The 15,504-nt window shown below is 66.9% G+C and carries 12 protein-coding genes; 9 read left to right on the top strand and 3 right to left on the bottom strand.

Features of this window, described 5'->3' with window-relative positions; all coding sequences use genetic code 11:
* Positions 1-48: 48 nt before the first annotated feature.
* On the bottom strand, positions 49-1,713 hold the full coding sequence (recN, locus tag W930_RS0119360) for a DNA repair protein RecN (protein WP_023594501.1): 1,665 nt from the start codon (positions 1,711-1,713) through the stop codon (positions 49-51).
* A 22-nt stretch (positions 1,714-1,735) separates the two neighbouring features.
* Positions 1,736-2,644, bottom strand: coding sequence for an NAD kinase (locus W930_RS0119365; protein WP_023872153.1), 909 nt, complete (start codon positions 2,642-2,644; stop codon positions 1,736-1,738).
* Between the two features lie 117 nt (positions 2,645-2,761).
* Between W930_RS0119365 and hrcA the strand changes: the two genes are divergently transcribed.
* The 4 genes from hrcA to W930_RS0119385 all read left to right on the top strand — a co-directional run bounded on the left by hrcA (position 2,762) and on the right by W930_RS0119385 (position 8,281).
* Positions 2,762-3,790 (top strand): heat-inducible transcriptional repressor HrcA, encoded by a 1,029-nt coding sequence (hrcA, locus tag W930_RS0119370; RefSeq protein WP_023594503.1) that lies wholly within the window; start codon positions 2,762-2,764, stop codon positions 3,788-3,790.
* Positions 3,791-4,092: 302 nt separating this feature from the next.
* Positions 4,093-6,597 carry a DUF6600 domain-containing protein gene (locus tag W930_RS30220; RefSeq protein WP_023872152.1) on the top strand — a complete coding sequence of 835 codons (2,505 nt, stop codon included), beginning with the start codon at positions 4,093-4,095 and terminating at the stop codon, positions 6,595-6,597.
* A 98-nt stretch (positions 6,598-6,695) separates the two neighbouring features.
* A complete protein-coding gene (hemH, locus tag W930_RS28195; protein WP_023872151.1) occupies positions 6,696-7,883 on the top strand; it encodes a ferrochelatase in 1,188 nt (395 codons plus the stop codon).
* 2 nt (positions 7,884-7,885) lie between these two features.
* A complete protein-coding gene (locus W930_RS0119385; protein ID WP_023872150.1) occupies positions 7,886-8,281 on the top strand; it encodes an RNA-binding S4 domain-containing protein in 396 nt (131 codons plus the stop codon).
* A gap of 214 nt (positions 8,282-8,495) precedes the next feature.
* On the opposite strand, the gene W930_RS0119390 is transcribed toward W930_RS0119385, so the two are convergent.
* Positions 8,496-8,687, bottom strand: coding sequence for a hypothetical protein (locus W930_RS0119390; protein WP_369798672.1), 192 nt, complete (start codon positions 8,685-8,687; stop codon positions 8,496-8,498).
* A gap of 307 nt (positions 8,688-8,994) precedes the next feature.
* Here W930_RS0119390 and grpE point away from each other — a divergent pair, with 307 nt between their 5' ends.
* The 5 genes from grpE to W930_RS0119415 all read left to right on the top strand — a co-directional run bounded on the left by grpE (position 8,995) and on the right by W930_RS0119415 (position 15,328).
* The gene (gene grpE, locus W930_RS0119395) at positions 8,995-9,540 is read left to right on the top strand and encodes a nucleotide exchange factor GrpE (protein WP_023594508.1); all 546 of its coding nucleotides are present in this window, start codon (positions 8,995-8,997) and stop codon (positions 9,538-9,540) included.
* 134 nt (positions 9,541-9,674) lie between these two features.
* Positions 9,675-10,103 carry a co-chaperone YbbN gene (locus W930_RS0119400; RefSeq protein ID WP_023594509.1) on the top strand — a complete coding sequence of 143 codons (429 nt, stop codon included), beginning with the start codon at positions 9,675-9,677 and terminating at the stop codon, positions 10,101-10,103.
* Positions 10,104-10,198: 95 nt separating this feature from the next.
* Positions 10,199-12,124, top strand: coding sequence for a molecular chaperone DnaK (gene dnaK / locus W930_RS0119405; protein ID WP_023594510.1), 1,926 nt, complete (start codon positions 10,199-10,201; stop codon positions 12,122-12,124).
* Between the two features lie 128 nt (positions 12,125-12,252).
* On the top strand, positions 12,253-13,395 hold the full coding sequence (gene dnaJ / locus W930_RS0119410; RefSeq protein WP_023594511.1) for a molecular chaperone DnaJ: 1,143 nt from the start codon (positions 12,253-12,255) through the stop codon (positions 13,393-13,395).
* Positions 13,396-13,399: 4 nt separating this feature from the next.
* Positions 13,400-15,328, top strand: coding sequence for a chorismate-binding protein (locus W930_RS0119415; protein WP_023872147.1), 1,929 nt, complete (start codon positions 13,400-13,402; stop codon positions 15,326-15,328).
* Positions 15,329-15,504 lie beyond the last annotated feature (176 nt).

The raw sequence follows: 15,504 nt of genomic DNA on the forward strand, positions 1-15,504 counted from the left end.
GTCCGCCGGCTCGAGATGGCGCCGGCGGTGCGGTTGCGCAAGGCGGCGTTACAGCGCCAACATTTCGCGTGCGTGCTTGCGCGTCGTGGCCGTGATCTCGACGCCACCCAGCATGCGCGCGATTTCCTCGACGCGCTCGGTCCGTCCGAGCGGTTCGATCTCGCTCATGGTCGTGTCGCCGTCGCTGCGCTTTTTCACCCGCAGATGCTGGTGGCCGAGTGCGGCGACTTGCGGCAAGTGGGTCACGCACAGCACCTGGCGTCCCTGACCCAGCTCGCGCAGCAACCGGCCCACCACCTCGGCCACCGCGCCGCCGATGCCGGAATCCACCTCGTCGAAAATCAGCGTAGGCGTGAGGCTCGCGCTGCTGGCGATCACCTGCAACGCGAGGCTGATGCGTGCGAGTTCGCCGCCCGACGCCACTTTCGCCAGCGGCCGGGTGGGTACACCCGGGTGGCCGGCCACCAGGAATTCCACCGTCTCCATGCCAAACGATTGCGGTTCTGTCGTGGGGCTGAGCGCGACTTCGAAGCGTCCGCCCGGCATCGACAGGTCCTGCATCGCGCGCGTGACTTCGCGCGCGAGCGACGCCGCCGCCCTGGCGCGCTCCCTGGACAACGTCTTTGTCAGTTTCAGATAGGCCGCGTGCGCGGCGTCGGCGGCGGCTTGCATCGCGGCCATGTCCTGCGACGCGGTCAGTTCGGCGAGCTGGGCCCGGCGCTCGGCATGTTCGGCGGGCAACTGCTCGGGCGTAACGCGGAATTTGCGTGCGGTCGAATGCAAGGCGTCCAGACGTTGTTCGACCACGGCAAGCCGCTCCGGGTCGAGATCGATGCGCTGCGCGTAGTGCGTGAGCGAGTGAACCGCCTCGCGAAGCTGGATCTCGGCGGGCTCGAGCGCGGCGAGCGTGTCGGCGAGTCCGGCGTCGATCTCGGCCAGTTCGCGGATCTGGTGCACCACGTGGCCCAGCGACGGGACGATGGCGCCGTCGGCTTCGGCCAGCGCGTCGAGTGCGCCCTGCACGCCGTTGATGAGACTTGCTGCGTGCGACAGACGTCGATGCTCGGCGCTCACCTCGTCCCACTCGCCTTCCTGCGGATTGAGCTTGTCGAGTTCGGACGTTTGCCATTCGAGGCGCTCGCGTTCGAGCTGCAACTCGCGGTCGCGCCCGTGGGCTTCCTCGCAACGCTTGACGAGACGGCGCCACTCCCTGTGCGCGGCCGCGGTGTCGGCGGCCAGCGCCGTGGCGCCGGCGTGCGAGTCGAGCAGCCGGCGCTGGGCGTCGGGGCGTAGCAGTTGCTGGTGAGCATGCTGGCCGTGAATGTCGACGAGCATCTCGCCGAGCTCGCGGAGCTGCGCGAGCGTGGCGGGCGTGCCGTTGATGAAGGCGCGCGAGCGGCCGCCGGAATCGAGCACGCGGCGCAGCAGCACGCCGCCGTGCTCTTCCAGCGTGAGCGCCTGCGCCTGCAGCCAGGCTTCGAGATCGGGGCGCGCTTCGGCGTCGGCGGCGAACTCCGCGGTGATGTCGGCGCGCGTTTGCCCGGTGCGCACCATGCTGGCGTCGCCACGCTCGCCCATGGCCAGGGCCAGCGCGTCGATCAGGATCGATTTGCCCGCGCCGGTCTCCCCCGAGAACACGGTGAAACCGGCGGAGAATTCCAGGTCGAGACGATCGACGATCACGAAATCGCGAATCGAGAGACTGCGTAGCATGGGATATCGATGAGGCGTGGAGTCAGTTCTGCGGCGTATCTTCGTCGGAGATATGCTCGTTCCAGTGCAGCTTGCGGCGCAGCGTGGCGTAGTAGTTGTAGCCGACCGGGTGCAGGAACGTCACCTGATGCTCGGAGCGGCCCACCAAAATCTGGTCGCCCTGCCGCAGTTCGGCGAACGACTGCATGTCGAAGTTGGCGCCGACCTCGCGTCCGCCAGTGATCGTGATGACGATGTCGCTCGAGTCCGGCAGCACGATGGGGCGATTCGACAAGGCGTGCGGGGCGATCGGCACGAGCACCACGCCGCCCAGGCGCGGATGCAGGATCGGCCCGCTTGCCGAGAGCGCGTAAGCCGTCGAGCCCGTCGGGGTGGCCACGATCAGCCCGTCCGAGCGCTGTTTGTACATGAAGCGGCCGTCCACGTCCACGCGCAGCTCGACCATGCCGGAGATGCCCGAGCGATTGACGACCACGTCGTTGAACGCCAGCGTTTCGTAAAGCGTCTTGCCATCGCGCTCGATGCGCGCGGCCAGCAGTGTGCGCTGCTCTGCTTCGAAGTGACCTTCGAGCATGGCCGGCACGACCTGGCGCATCTCGTCGAGCGGAATATCGGTGATGAAGCCGACGCGACCATGATTCACGCCGATGAGCGGCACCTTCGACGCCGCGAGCTGACGGCCGATGCCGAGCATCGTCCCGTCGCCGCCCACGACCACCGCCACGTCGGTCTGCGTGGCGATTTCCTGGATGTCGAGGGTTCCGTAAGGATCGGCGGCCGCACCGATGTTGTGCGCCGTGTCGCGCTCGAAGACGACGTGATGCCCGCGCTGGGCGATGCATGCCGCGAGCGTGAGCAGGGGTTCGGCAACGCCGTCGGCATGATATTTCCCGACGAGCGCCACGGTCTTGAAGGGGCTCCCAGTTTTCATGCCGCCATTACACCATAAGTCGATGACAGCAACCATCGCCACGCAAGGCCCGCGGCGGTTTCCGCCTCGGGGTTTGCCGCACGCCGCGTATGCATATTTCGCGTTACAATTTTTGCCATGCTAGATCAACGTGCGCAAACGCTTCTCAAAACCCTGATCGAAAGGTACATCGCGGATGGCCAGCCGGTCGGCTCGCGCACGCTTTCCCGATACTCGGGGCTCGACCTCTCGCCGGCGACGATCCGCAATGTGATGGCGGATCTGGAAGCCCTCGGCTTCGTGGCCAGTCCGCATACGTCGGCCGGGCGGGTGCCAACGCCACGCGCGTACCGCCTGTTCGTCGACACGATCCTCTCGGTGCGTCCGCTCGAAGATGCCGTGCACCATCTCGCGTCTCAGGTGCAGAACCGCCTGCAACCGGCCGGGCCGCAACAGCTGGTCGCCTCCGCGGCCCAGGTGCTCTCCAATCTGTCGCAGTTCGCCGGCGTGGTCCTCACGCCGCGTCGTAGCCAGACCTTCCGACAGATCGAATTCCTGCGGTTGTCCGAAAAGCGCGTGCTGCTCATCATCGTCACGCCCGATGGCGACGTGCAGAACCGCATCATCCTGACCGAAAAGGATTATTCGCCGGCGCAACTGGTCGAGGCGGCAAACTACCTGAACGCCAATTTCGGCGGCCACAGTTTCGATGAGGTGCGCGCTTACTTGCGCGGCGAGCTCGACGCATTGCGTTCCGACATGAGCGCGCTGATGCAGGCGGCGGTGCAGGCCGGCAGCGATGCCATGGCCGACACCAGCCGTGAGAGCGTGCTGATCTCGGGCGAGCGCAATCTGCTGGGCGTGGAGGACCTGTCGTCGAACATGGAGCGGCTTCGCAAGCTCTTCGACGTGTTCGAGTCCAAGACCGGTCTGCTGCAGTTGCTCGACGTGTCGAGCCGTGCCTCGGGGGTGCAGATCTTCATTGGCGGCGAGTCGAATCTGGTGCCGATCGAGGAGATGTCAGTCGTGACGGCGCCTTACGAGGTCGACGGCGAGGTCGTCGGCACGCTGGGCGTGATCGGCCCGACGCGCATGGCGTACGAGCGTGTGATTCCGATCGTCGACATCACCGCCAAGCTCCTGTCCAACGCGCTTAGCCAGCATTGATGGGCCCCGTGGCGCGCGTCGCCCGGGCGTCCGGGTCGCCACTTCGGCCCGTGCTCGCCATCCATCGGCCGCCGCCCCGGCGCAGCGATCCGCCGCGCGATGCCGGCCGGGGCTTCCGGTTACATGCCCGTAGCATTCCTTTACACGCTGTCACACGCGAGGGGCTTACGCTCGAGGTGTCACTTGCGGCGAAGTCCCCGGAATGGCGGGTGTCAGGTTCGCCGAAGGATTCGGACAGAAGAATGAAGGTGGCATGCCGGCACCGTTGATCGGCGCGTTGCCCGAAGGGCCTCGGAGTCTTTATGAACCCCCTGATTTCCTGGCGGACCGCGGTCCGCCAACTCGGCGTCGTCGGCGTTGGGCTGGCGCTCGGGGTGCTTGGCGTGGCGGGCATGCCCGCCTTCGCGCAGGCGCAGAGCGCCGACCCCCCTGGGCGTGTGGCGCGTCTGAGTCAATTCGACGGCACCGTGACCTTCTCGCCGGATGGCACGGGCGACTGGCGCTACGCCGAGCGAAACCGTCCGCTGACCACGGGCGACGCCGTCTGGGTCGATCGCAACAGCCGCGCGGAAATGCGCGTGGGTGGCGCGGCGGTGCGCCTGGGATCGTCGACGAGTGTCGCGCTCTCGGCCGTCACCGACCAGAATGTGCAACTGAACGTAACGCAGGGCACGGTCGGGCTGCGCCTGCGCGGCTATGACCCGAATCAGCCTTACGAGATCGACACGCCGAACCTCGCTTTCGTCCCGCAGCAAGCCGGCGAGTACCGCCTCGACGTCGATCCCAATGGCGTGACGACCGTGAGCGTGTCGCGTGGCGCGGCCACCGTGTATGGGCAGGGCGCGTCGGTGCCGTTGCAGCAGGGCCAGCGGGTGGCATTCGTGGGGCAGAATCTGACGCAGCAGCCCGCCGGGCCTTCGCGCGCGGATGCGTTCGACCAGTGGGTGCGGCAGCTCGACGCCCGGGAAGACGCCTCCGTGTCGGCCCGCTACGTGTCGCGCGACATGACCGGCTACGAGAGTCTCGACGATTACGGCACCTGGCAGGAGACGCCGGACTACGGCGCGGTGTGGGTGCCTTCGGATGTGCCGTCGGGCTGGGCGCCTTACCGCACGGGCCACTGGACCTGGGTCGATCCGTGGGGATGGACCTGGGTCGACGATGCGCCCTGGGGCTTTGCGCCGTATCACTATGGCCGGTGGGCGTACGTCGATGCCCGCTGGTGCTGGGTGCCGGGACCGGTGGCGGTGCGTCCGGTGTACGCGCCTGCGCTCGTCGGCTGGGTCAATGGCAGCAGCGGTGGAAATGCCTGGGGGGTCGCGTTTGCCGCCGGCGGCGTGGGACTCGCATGGTTCGCGCTGGGACCGCATGACGTCTATCGACCGGCCTATCACGCCAGTTCCGCGTACATCACGAATATCAACCGCACGACGGTGATACGCAACACCAACATCACGAACATCAACAACATCTACGTGAACCGCAACGTGCGAGGCGCGATCTCGACGATGCGCGCGCAGGCCTTCGTGCAGGGACGCCCGGTCGGTGCGCCCGCCGCCCTGGCCACGCCGCCGCGCAATACGCCGGGGCGCGCACCGGACCAGAGGCCGGGATGGCACGTGGGCAATACGCCTGGCGTTGCACCGGTACAGCAGAGTGTGTTCGGCAACAGCCGTCCTGCCGCGGGCGCGCCGCCTGCCGGCGTGTTCAACCGCGCGGTGCTGGCCACGCGCGCGCCGGTGGCGCGCACGACGCCGTCGCGAGAACTCACGAGCCAATTGCATCCCGTGCCGAACGCCGGCGGCGCGCCACTGTCTTTCGACCGGGCCGCGCAGCCGGCCCGGCGGGGCCTGCCGACTGCATCGACCGCACCGAGTGCGCCGCGCGTACAGCCTCGCGTGACGGTCGTCGGTACGCACGGGCCCGTCGGCGCACCGATCGGTGTGAATGGGCCGACGCCCGCACAGCCGGCGATCGGCGCGACCGGTTCGGCGCCTGCGCAGGGCGCTCACCCGGGCACTGGCGCCATGCCGCCTCGATATGGCGCACCCGGCGTTCCCGGTCGACCGGGCGTGCCGGGAACGCCGGGTGTTCCGGGGCAGCCCGGTGTCCCGGGAGCACCGGGAGAGCCTGGTGTACCCGCTCATGGCGCATATGGCGGGTATCCGTATCGCCCGGGACAGCCGGCGCCGTCCGGCGTGCCGCATCCGCCCGGAGTGGCGGAGGGGGCGGGCGCGGCGGGACAGCCCGTCGGACGAGGCGAGGCGCCGCGGGCGGTGCCGCAGCCCGGGCATGACACCGCGCAGCGGGAGATGCAGATGCACCGTTCGGTGCCGCAGGGCTTGCCTGACGTGCCTCGGACGCCCGGTGCGCTGAATGCACCGGGTGCGCCCGAGATGTCACAGCGTGCGCGCCCCGAAGCCGCCGAGCCGACGCGTCAGCCCCAGCAATGGCAGTCGCACGGCCAGCCGCAGCCGCAACCCCAGATGTCGCCGCAGCCGCGTGTGCAGGCGCCGATGGAGCGCGGGCAACCGCGTCCTGAGCCGCAGATTGCACCGCGACCCGAACCGCAGCGGCAGGAGCGTGCGCAGGAACGGCCGCAGGCGCCGCGTTCCCAACCTCAACCCGAACCTCAACCCCAACCTCAGCCGCAAGCCGCGCCTCATCCGCAGCCGCAGGAGCGTGCACATCCGCAGCCTGCGCCGCGCGAGGGACGCCCGGAGGGCGCACGTGCGCCGTCGCATGAGAGCGAGCACGCCGCGTCGGCGCATCGGTCGCCGCGCGAAGGCGAGCACTCGCACGGCTGAGTGCCGGAATGACGTCGCCCTGCGTCGATTTCCCCGACGCCGGGCGGGCGCGCAATGCACTGCCGGATTTGCGCCGGGTTTGCGGTAAAGTACGCTTCATGCGCTTCGATCCAGAACCCATTTCGCACGGTCCGTCCGGAAAGACGGCCGTCCTGCTGATCAACCTCGGCACCCCCGATGAGCCACGGCCGGCGGCCGTGCGCCGTTATTTGCGCGAGTTCCTGTCGGATCCGCGCGTCGTGGAGATCCCTTCCTTCGTCTGGCAACCGTTGCTGCGGCTGGTGATCCTGCCGTTGCGCTCGCGCCAGTCGGCGCAGAAGTACGCGACCGTGTGGACACGCGAAGGCTCGCCGCTCAAGGTCAACACCGAGCAGCAGACGAATGCCTTGCGCGGCCTGCTGCATGCCAACGATTACGACGTCGTCGTCGATTACGCGATGCGCTACGGCAATCCGTCGATCGCGGATCGCATTCGCGCGCTGCGGCAAAACGGCGTCGAGCGGATTCTGCTGCTGCCGTTGTATCCACAGTATTCGAGCAGTACGACCGCGACCGCTACCGACGCCGTGTTTCGTATGCTCGGGCGGCTGCGAAATCAGCCCGACGTGCGTACGGTGCGTGACTATCACGACCATCCGGCGTATATCGAGGCCCTGCGCCAGCAGGTCGAAGGTTACTGGCAGCAGCACGGCCGGCCCGACTTCGCGGCAGGCGAGCGACTGCTCCTTAGCTTCCACGGCGTGCCGCGCCGCACGCTCGATCTGGGCGATCCGTACCACGATCAATGCGTGAAGACGGCACGTCTGCTGGCTGCCGCGCTCGGCCTCGACGAGACCACCTGTCGCCTCACGTTCCAGTCCCGTTTCGGCAAGGCCGAATGGCTTCAGCCCTACACGGCGCCCACCCTGGAGGAGCTCGGCCGGGGCGGCACGCCGCGTGTGGATGTCTTCTGCCCGGGCTTCACTTCGGACTGTCTGGAAACGCTGGAAGAAATCAATATGGAAGGCCGTCACGCCTATCTGTCGGCCGGCGGCAAGGCGTTCCATTTCATTCCGTGCCTGAACGGCGCGAGCGCCTGGATCACGGCGCTCGGCGAGATCGCTGCGCGCCACCTGCAGGGGTGGCCGGTGCTCACGCCGGAAGGCGTGGCCGATGCGGCCGCCGCGGCTGCGGCATCGACCCGTCAGCGGCAGGTTGCCGCGGTTGCCGCCTTCGACTCGGCCAACGCCGCGGCGGCCGCTGCCGCGCAGGCGGCGGAACCGACGGCGCCGGGAGCGCGCACGTGACGATCAAGGTCGACGATTCGCCGCACGCCGCAACGCGTATCGACAAATGGCTGTGGGCTGCCCGGTTCTTCAAGACGCGCTCGCTCGCCACGCAGGCGGTCGACCGCGGGCGCGTGCTGTGCAACGAAGCGCGCGTCAAACCGGCGCGCGACGTGCGCCCGGGCGATGTCGTGACAGTGGACAACGGCAGCACGAAGTGGGAAGTGCGGGTCAAGGCCATCGCGGAGGTTCGCGGCTCGGCGCCGGTCGCGCAGTCGCTCTACGAGGAAACGGAAGCCAGTATTCGCGCTCGTGCCGACGAGAGTGAGCGCCGGCGCCTGTTTCAGGAGCCGGCCGCGCAGATGCATGGCCGGCCAACCAAGCGCGACCGTCGCCGACTCGGCGGTATCGGCGAATAGCACCGTGGCCCGGCGGATCCGTCGCGCAAAGCGACGTTGCGTGGCATCCCGGGCGCGACGGTTCGAATTTTCCGGGGCACGAATGGACGCCGCCGTCGGCGCAGGGCCGGACGGCGGGCGGGAGATCGGGAGTCAGCGGTCCCGGAAGGGGAACGAGAGGACCAAGGGAAACGTAGCCCGTGAGCGTGGCGACGTATCGCGCGCCCCGGGGCGCTCAGCGCGAGGGGATTCCGGAGTTGGACGAGCGATGGGCTGGCATGCCCGGCATCTCGACATAGTGATGCAGCACGGCCCGCACGCTGCCGTACTCGGTGTCGCGCCGGGTGACCGCGCCTGACAGGCAGATCGTAATCGTTACCGTCGTCACCAACGCAAGGATGAAGACAACAGCCAGTGGCAGCTTCATGATGCGCTCCTTACACCTGTAAACATCGGTTCGGACGTGAGTGTCCGTCCGGCCGACGGCCGGGTCCGGTGCGGCACTTCGCATCACCAGACCGTAATTCATGTTAGGTCGCAGCAACGGCCGATACAATAGAGGACTCGTAACGCGTGTAACCGGATATTTACCGGCACGCGGCAAGCACCGGTATGGCGCACGGAATGCCCGCCAGCTCTTGAAATCGGTGTGAACGCCCCTACTATCCAAAGGGATTTGAACCGGTGGCGCATCGTCTTGGTGCGCTGCGAAAACCTTTTGACGACTCAAGCTCATGACTGAACAGCAAAACACCCCCGACCAGCCGATTCCGTCCCAGGCCGAAGCGGCCCCGAACGACGCTGAGCTCGCGAACGACGCGCTGCCCTCGGTCGAGGCGCAACTGTTGGCCGCACAGGCCGAGGCGGCCAGTCTTCGCGACGAAGCGCTGCGTGCCCGGGCCGAAATGGAAAACGTGCGCCGCCGCGCCGAAGAGGAAGTGACCAAGGCGCGCAAGTTCGCCGTGGAAAGCTTCGCGGAGAACCTGCTGCCGGTGATCGACAGTCTGGAAGCCGCCGCCGCCGACAAGAGCGGCGACGTGGCCAAGCTGCAGGAGGGCGTGGCCCTGACCCTGCGCCAGCTCATCTCGGCCCTGGAGCGCAGCAAGGTTTCCGTTATCGACCCGGCCGGCGCAAAATTCGATCCGCATCAACATCAGGCCATTTCGATGGTGCCGGCGGAGCAGGAACCGAATACCGTGGTATCGGTGCTGCAAAAAGGTTATCTGATCGCCGATCGCGTGCTGCGCCCGGCGTTGGTGACGGTCGCAGCAGCCAAGTAAGGCCGCCGACGGCCGACGGGACCTGCCGATGCGACGCCCCGCTCTGCCATCCCATCATGGCAAGCTTTGGGCTCGACAGGCGGAGGTGCCGGTGTTGCGGCCTTGCCGGACGATGAAGACGAGGACGTAGGGACATGGCGGGCGATCATCCGGGCATGAAGGGCGTGGACGGTACGGCGTTCGAGGCATTTTCGATGGACGAACTCACGGCCGCCACCTTCGACGACGGGCTGCGAGAGGCGGGCGATGCGCTCGCCGTGGTGTTCTTCTGGGGCGTCGACTGTTTCAACTGCGAAGTCGCCAAGAAGACCATGCTCGCGCAGCGCGACGCGATCGAGGCGCTCGGACTGCGCTGGTTTCACGCCAACGTGTATGCGGACATGGCGCTGGCCAGGCGCTTTGCGCTGCACGGGGTTCCGACGTTTTTCTTCTTCCATCGAGGGAAGAAACTGGGCCGGGCGACCGGTTGGCACGGTCTGCCCCAGTTCCGGCTGGCGGTCGCCGCCGCCCGCGAGAAGATCGCGGCGGCCGGGGGCAAAACCGGACCGCAAGAAGGGTCTTGAAAAGTACCGGGCTGCACCCATATGACGTGCAGATCAACGAATTGAACGGGCCACGGGCCTGACGGAAAGACGCAAAGGACGCTAGGAGAAACAATATGGGCAAAATCATCGGCATCGACCTGGGCACCACGAACTCGTGCGTGGCCGTTATGGAAGGCAACCAGGTCAAGATCATCGAGAACGCGGAAGGTGCACGCACCACGCCGTCGATCATCGCCTACATGGACGACGGCGAAATCCTGGTCGGCGCGCCGGCCAAGCGCCAGGCGGTGACCAATCCGAAGAACACGCTGTACGCGGTCAAGCGACTGATCGGCCGTCGCTTCGAAGAAAAGGAAGTGCAGAAGGACATCGGCCTGATGCCCTACAAGATCGTCAAGGCCGACAACGGCGACGCCTGGGTGGAAGTGCGCGACCAGAAGCTGGCCCCGCCGCAGATTTCCGCCGAAGTGCTGCGCAAGATGAAGAAGACCGCCGAGGACTACCTTGGCGAGCCGGTCACGGAAGCCGTGATCACGGTGCCCGCGTACTTCAACGACAGCCAGCGCCAGGCGACCAAGGACGCCGGCCGCATCGCCGGTCTGGAAGTCAAGCGCATCATCAACGAGCCGACGGCCGCCGCACTGGCTTTCGGCCTCGACAAGAAGGAAGGCGGCGACCGCAAGATCGCGGTGTATGACCTGGGTGGCGGCACGTTCGACATCTCGATCATCGAAATCGCGGACGTGGACGGCGAGCACCAGTTCGAAGTGCTGTCGACCAACGGCGACACGTTCCTGGGCGGCGAAGACTTCGACCAGCGCATCATCGACTACATCATCGCCGAGTTCAAGAAGGAACAAGGTGTCGATCTGTCGAAGGACGTGCTCGCGCTGCAACGCCTGAAGGAAGCCGCCGAAAAGGCCAAGATCGAGCTGTCGTCGAGCCAGCAGACCGAGATCAACCTGCCGTACATCACGGCCGATGCCTCGGGTCCGAAGCACTTGAATCTGAAGATCACGCGCGCCAAGCTCGAAGCGCTGGTCGAGGACCTGATCGCCCGCACGATCGAGCCCTGCCGTCTGGCCATCAAGGATGCCGGCGTGAAGGTCAGCGACATCGACGACGTGATCCTGGTCGGCGGCATGACCCGCATGCCGAAGGTGCAGGAGAAGGTCAAGGAGTTCTTCGGCAAGGATCCGCGCAAGGACGTGAACCCGGACGAAGCCGTGGCGGCGGGCGCGTCGATTCAGGGCTCGGTGCTTTCGGGCGATCGCAAGGACGTGCTACTGCTCGACGTGACGCCGCTCTCGCTCGGTATCGAAACGCTCGGCGGCGTGATGACGAAGATGATCACGAAGAACACCACGATTCCGACGAAGCACTCGCAAGTGTTCTCGACGGCCGACGACAACCAGCCGGCCGTGACGATCAAGGTGTTCCAGGGTGAGCGCGAGATGGCCGCCGGCAACAAGTCGCTGGGCGAGTTCAACCTCGAGGGGATCCCGCCGGCGGCACGCGGCACGCCGCAGATCGAAGTGACCTTCGACATCGACGCCAACGGCATTCTGCACGTGGGCGCGAAGGACAAGGCCACCGGCAAGGAAAACAAGATCACCATCAAGGCGAACTCGGGCCTGTCGGACGCCGAGATCGAGCAAATGGTGAAGGATGCCGAGCTCAACGCCGAGGAAGACAAGAAGGCGCGCGAGCTGGCCGATGCCCGTAACCAGGGCGACGCGCTGGTGCACAGCACCCGCAAGGCGCTCACCGAGTACGGCGACAAGATCGAAGCGTCGGAGAAGGAAGCCATCGAATCGGCGATCACGGCACTGGAAGGTGCGCTGCGCGGTTCGGACAAGGCGGACATCGATGCCAAGGTCGAAGCGCTGGGCACCGCCAGCCAGAAGCTCGGCGAGAAGATGTATGCCGACATGCAGGCCCAGGCCGGCGCTGCGGGTGCCGCGGGCGCCGAGCAGGCCAAGCCGCATGACGATAACGTCGTCGACGCAGAAGTGAAGGAAGTCAACGACAAGAAGTAAGGCGTGCATGGCGCGCGGTGTCCGATGACGGGCGCCGCGTGTAGGCCGGGTATCGAAGTTCTCTGCGAAGGGAATCTCGACCCGGCTTTTTGCCTGATGGCGGACATGCGCCAACACTGGAAAGACTTATGGCCAAACGTGATTACTACGAAGTCCTTGGCGTGGCCAAGAACGCCACCGACGACGAAATCAAGAAGGCGTATCGCAAGCTGGCGATGAAGTACCACCCGGACCGCAATCCGGACAGCAAGGACGCCGAAGAGAAGTTCAAGGAGGTCAAAGAGGCCTACGAGATGCTCTCCGAGCCGGAGAAGCGCGCGGCGTACGACCAGTACGGCCACGCGGGCGTCGACCCGAACATGGGCGGCTTCGGCGGGGCGGGCGGTCAGGGCTTCGGCGGCTTTGCCGACGCGTTCGGCGATATCTTCGGCGACATCTTCGGCCAGGGCGGCCCGGGTGGGCGCGGTGGCCGGGGCGGCCCGCAGGTGTATCGCGGCGCGGATCTGCGGTACAACATGGAGATCACGCTCGAGCAGGCGGCAAACGGTTTCGACACGCAGATTCGCGTGCCGAGCTGGGAGGAGTGCGAGGTGTGCCACGGCAACGGCGCGAAGCCGGGCACGAAGCCCGAGACCTGCCCGACCTGTAACGGTTCGGGTTCGGTGCGCATGTCGCAGGGCTTCTTCAGCATTCAGCAGACCTGTCCGAAGTGCCACGGCACGGGGTCGTACATTCCCGAGCCGTGCACCAACTGCCATGGTTCGGGCAAGCTCAAGAAGACCAAGACGCTGGAGATCAAGATCCCGGCGGGCATCGAAGACGGCATGCGCATTCGTTCGGCCGGCAACGGCGAACCGGGTGTGAATGGTGGACCGGCGGGCGACCTGTACGTGGAAATCCACATCAAGCCGCACAACGTGTTCGAGCGCGACGGCGACGACCTGCACTGCCAGATGCCGATCTCGTTCGCGACGGCGGCGCTCGGCGGCGACATCGACGCGCCCACGCTGCACGGCAAGGCGACCTTCGAAGTGCCGGAAGGCACGCAGACGGGCAAGACGTTCCGCCTGCGCGGCAAGGGCATCAAGGGGTTGCGTGCGAGCTACCCGGGCGATCTGTACGTGCACGTGCAGGTGGAAACGCCGGTCAAGCTCGACGACAAGCAAAAGCAGTTGCTGCGCGACTTCGACGCCTCGCTCAAGGCGGGCGGCGCGCGCCACAGCCCGCAGACCAAAGGCTGGTTCGACCGTGTGAAGCAGTTCTTCGAGTAATTTCATGCAAAGTGAAGCGCCCTTGGCCGCGTTCGCACTGTTGGACGACAGCGCGGATCCGGTCGGTGGAGCGCGTCTGTATACCGGGCTCGTGCGCGAGGTGACTTGCGACGAGCCCGGTGTGCTTTCCGACGCGCTTCGCGAAGTGGAGGAAGCCACGCGCGACGGCCTGCATGCCGTGCTGCTGGCCGATTACGAATTCGGCGTGCGCCTGGCCGGCGTGCATACGGTCGCGACGCGTCGCGCACCCGGGCAGTTCCGCGCCCTGTTGTTCGCCACCCTGGCGCACCTGAGCGCCGCGCAGACGCAAGCCTGGCTGGCCGGCCGTGAGGCCGCCTGCGCGCAGGCGAGCCCACGGGACATCGATCACGCCGCCGGCACCGACGATATCGCGCCGCCGGGCGTGGCAGGCGTTGCCGCGTTGCAGGACGACGTGAGCGATGCGGCCTTCGACGACGCCATCGCTCGCATTCAAGACTGGCTCGCGCAAGGCGAGTGCTACCAGATCAATTACACCTATCGCCTGAATTTCGACGCATTCGGCTCGCCCGTGGCACTGTACCGCCGCTTGCGTGCGCGCCAGCCCGTGCCTTACGGGGCGCTGGTGATGCTTCCCGGTGCCGGATGCGTGGCAGGTCGGGCGATACTCTCGCTCTCGCCCGAGCTGTTCCTGCGTCATTCGCGCGGACGGGTCGAGGCGCGGCCGATGAAGGGCACGGCCCCCGCGTGCGGCGACGCCGCCGTCGACGCCGAGCGCAGTGCGGCGCTTGCCGCCGACGAGAAGAACCGCGCCGAGAACCTGATGATCGTGGACCTGCTGCGCAATGATCTCGGGCGCGTCGCCACACCGGGGTCCGTCAAGGTGCCGAAACTCTTCGAGGTCACCCGCTTCGCGAGCGTGCTGCAGATGACGTCGACCGTTACGGCCACGCTACCGCCCTCGGCCTCGTTGGCTGACGTCATGCGTGCGCTGTATCCCTGTGGCTCGATCACCGGTGCGCCGAAGTATCGTGCGATGCAACTGATCGGCGAGCTCGAAACGTCGCCGCGCGGGCTCTATACCGGTGCCATCGGCTGGCTCGATGCCCGCGAAGACGCGCCGGAAGCGCTCGGCGACTTCTGCCTGTCGGTCGCCATTCGAACCCTCGAACTCGATGCACCCATGGCCAGCGGATTACGTCGCGGACGTCTCGGTATCGGTGCGGGCATCGTGCTCGACAGCCGTGCCCGCGAGGAGCGCGAGGAATGCAGGCTCAAGGCGCGTTTCCTGAGTGCGCTCGACCCGGGGTTCGAGATCTTCGAGACCATGCGGGCGACACCGTTGTCGGGCATTGACCATCTCTCGCGCCATCTGGCGCGTCTGGCGGCGTCGGCAAAGTACTTCGGCTTTCGTTTCGACGAGGCGTCGTTGCGGGCACAACTCGACGCGGTGGTCGCAACACTCGACGCGAGCGAGATCCATCGCGTGCGCCTCGCCCTCTCGCACGACGGCGCCGCCACGATCACGCACGGCGTGCTCGAACCGCTCGCGCAGCCGAGCGTGACGGTGTGGCTCGCGAACATGAGCGAGGCGACGCGTGCCGACGATCTCTTCCTGCGTCACAAAACGACCGTGCGCGAGCGCTACGATACGGCGTGGAAGGCGGCGCAGGCCCGTGGCGCGTTCGACATGCTGTTCTTCAACGAGCGCGGCGAGCTGACCGAGGGCGGGCGCAGCAGTGTGTTCGTCAAGCGCGACGGTCTCTGGGTGACGCCCCCGCTGTCGTGCGGGTTGTTGCCGGGGATCATGCGCGGCGTGATGCTCGACGACCCGTCGTGGGCCGCCGTCGAGGACGTGCTGACCCGTGAAGACGTCGAGAACACGCAGGCCATCGTGGTTTGCAACGCATTGCGCGGCGCGCTACCCGCGAAGCTGGCTCGCGCACCCGCTTGACGAGCGCCCCTCACCGCTCCCGCTCCTGAAATGCACAGCGGCGCCCTCGGGCGCCGCTGCGTTTCTCCTCGACCTGCAAGTCGACCTGCAAATCGCTTCACGCATCGCGGCCCGCGCTGGGACCGTCGATGCGCGCGGAGCGTTGCGTGTCGCGTATCGTGCGAGGCGTGTCGCGT

The sequence above is a fragment of the Pandoraea sp. E26 genome (assembly GCF_000681415.1).
Lineage (GTDB): Bacteria > Pseudomonadota > Gammaproteobacteria > Burkholderiales > Burkholderiaceae > Pandoraea > Pandoraea pnomenusa.

Coding starts and splice junctions, on each gene's coding strand:
- W930_RS0119390 (WP_369798672.1), bottom strand. CDS start 8,687: ATGAAGCTGCCACTGGCTGTTGTCTTCATCCTTGCGTTGGTGACGACG.
- dnaK (WP_023594510.1), top strand. CDS start 10,199: ATGGGCAAAATCATCGGCATCGACCTGGGCACCACGAACTCGTGCGTG.
- W930_RS0119365 (WP_023872153.1), bottom strand. CDS start 2,644: ATGAAAACTGGGAGCCCCTTCAAGACCGTGGCGCTCGTCGGGAAATAT.
- hrcA (WP_023594503.1), top strand. CDS start 2,762: ATGCTAGATCAACGTGCGCAAACGCTTCTCAAAACCCTGATCGAAAGG.
- recN (WP_023594501.1), bottom strand. CDS start 1,713: ATGCTACGCAGTCTCTCGATTCGCGATTTCGTGATCGTCGATCGTCTC.
- grpE (WP_023594508.1), top strand. CDS start 8,995: ATGACTGAACAGCAAAACACCCCCGACCAGCCGATTCCGTCCCAGGCC.
- W930_RS0119415 (WP_023872147.1), top strand. CDS start 13,400: ATGCAAAGTGAAGCGCCCTTGGCCGCGTTCGCACTGTTGGACGACAGC.
- W930_RS30220 (WP_023872152.1), top strand. CDS start 4,093: ATGAACCCCCTGATTTCCTGGCGGACCGCGGTCCGCCAACTCGGCGTC.
- dnaJ (WP_023594511.1), top strand. CDS start 12,253: ATGGCCAAACGTGATTACTACGAAGTCCTTGGCGTGGCCAAGAACGCC.
- hemH (WP_023872151.1), top strand. CDS start 6,696: ATGCGCTTCGATCCAGAACCCATTTCGCACGGTCCGTCCGGAAAGACG.
- W930_RS0119400 (WP_023594509.1), top strand. CDS start 9,675: ATGGCGGGCGATCATCCGGGCATGAAGGGCGTGGACGGTACGGCGTTC.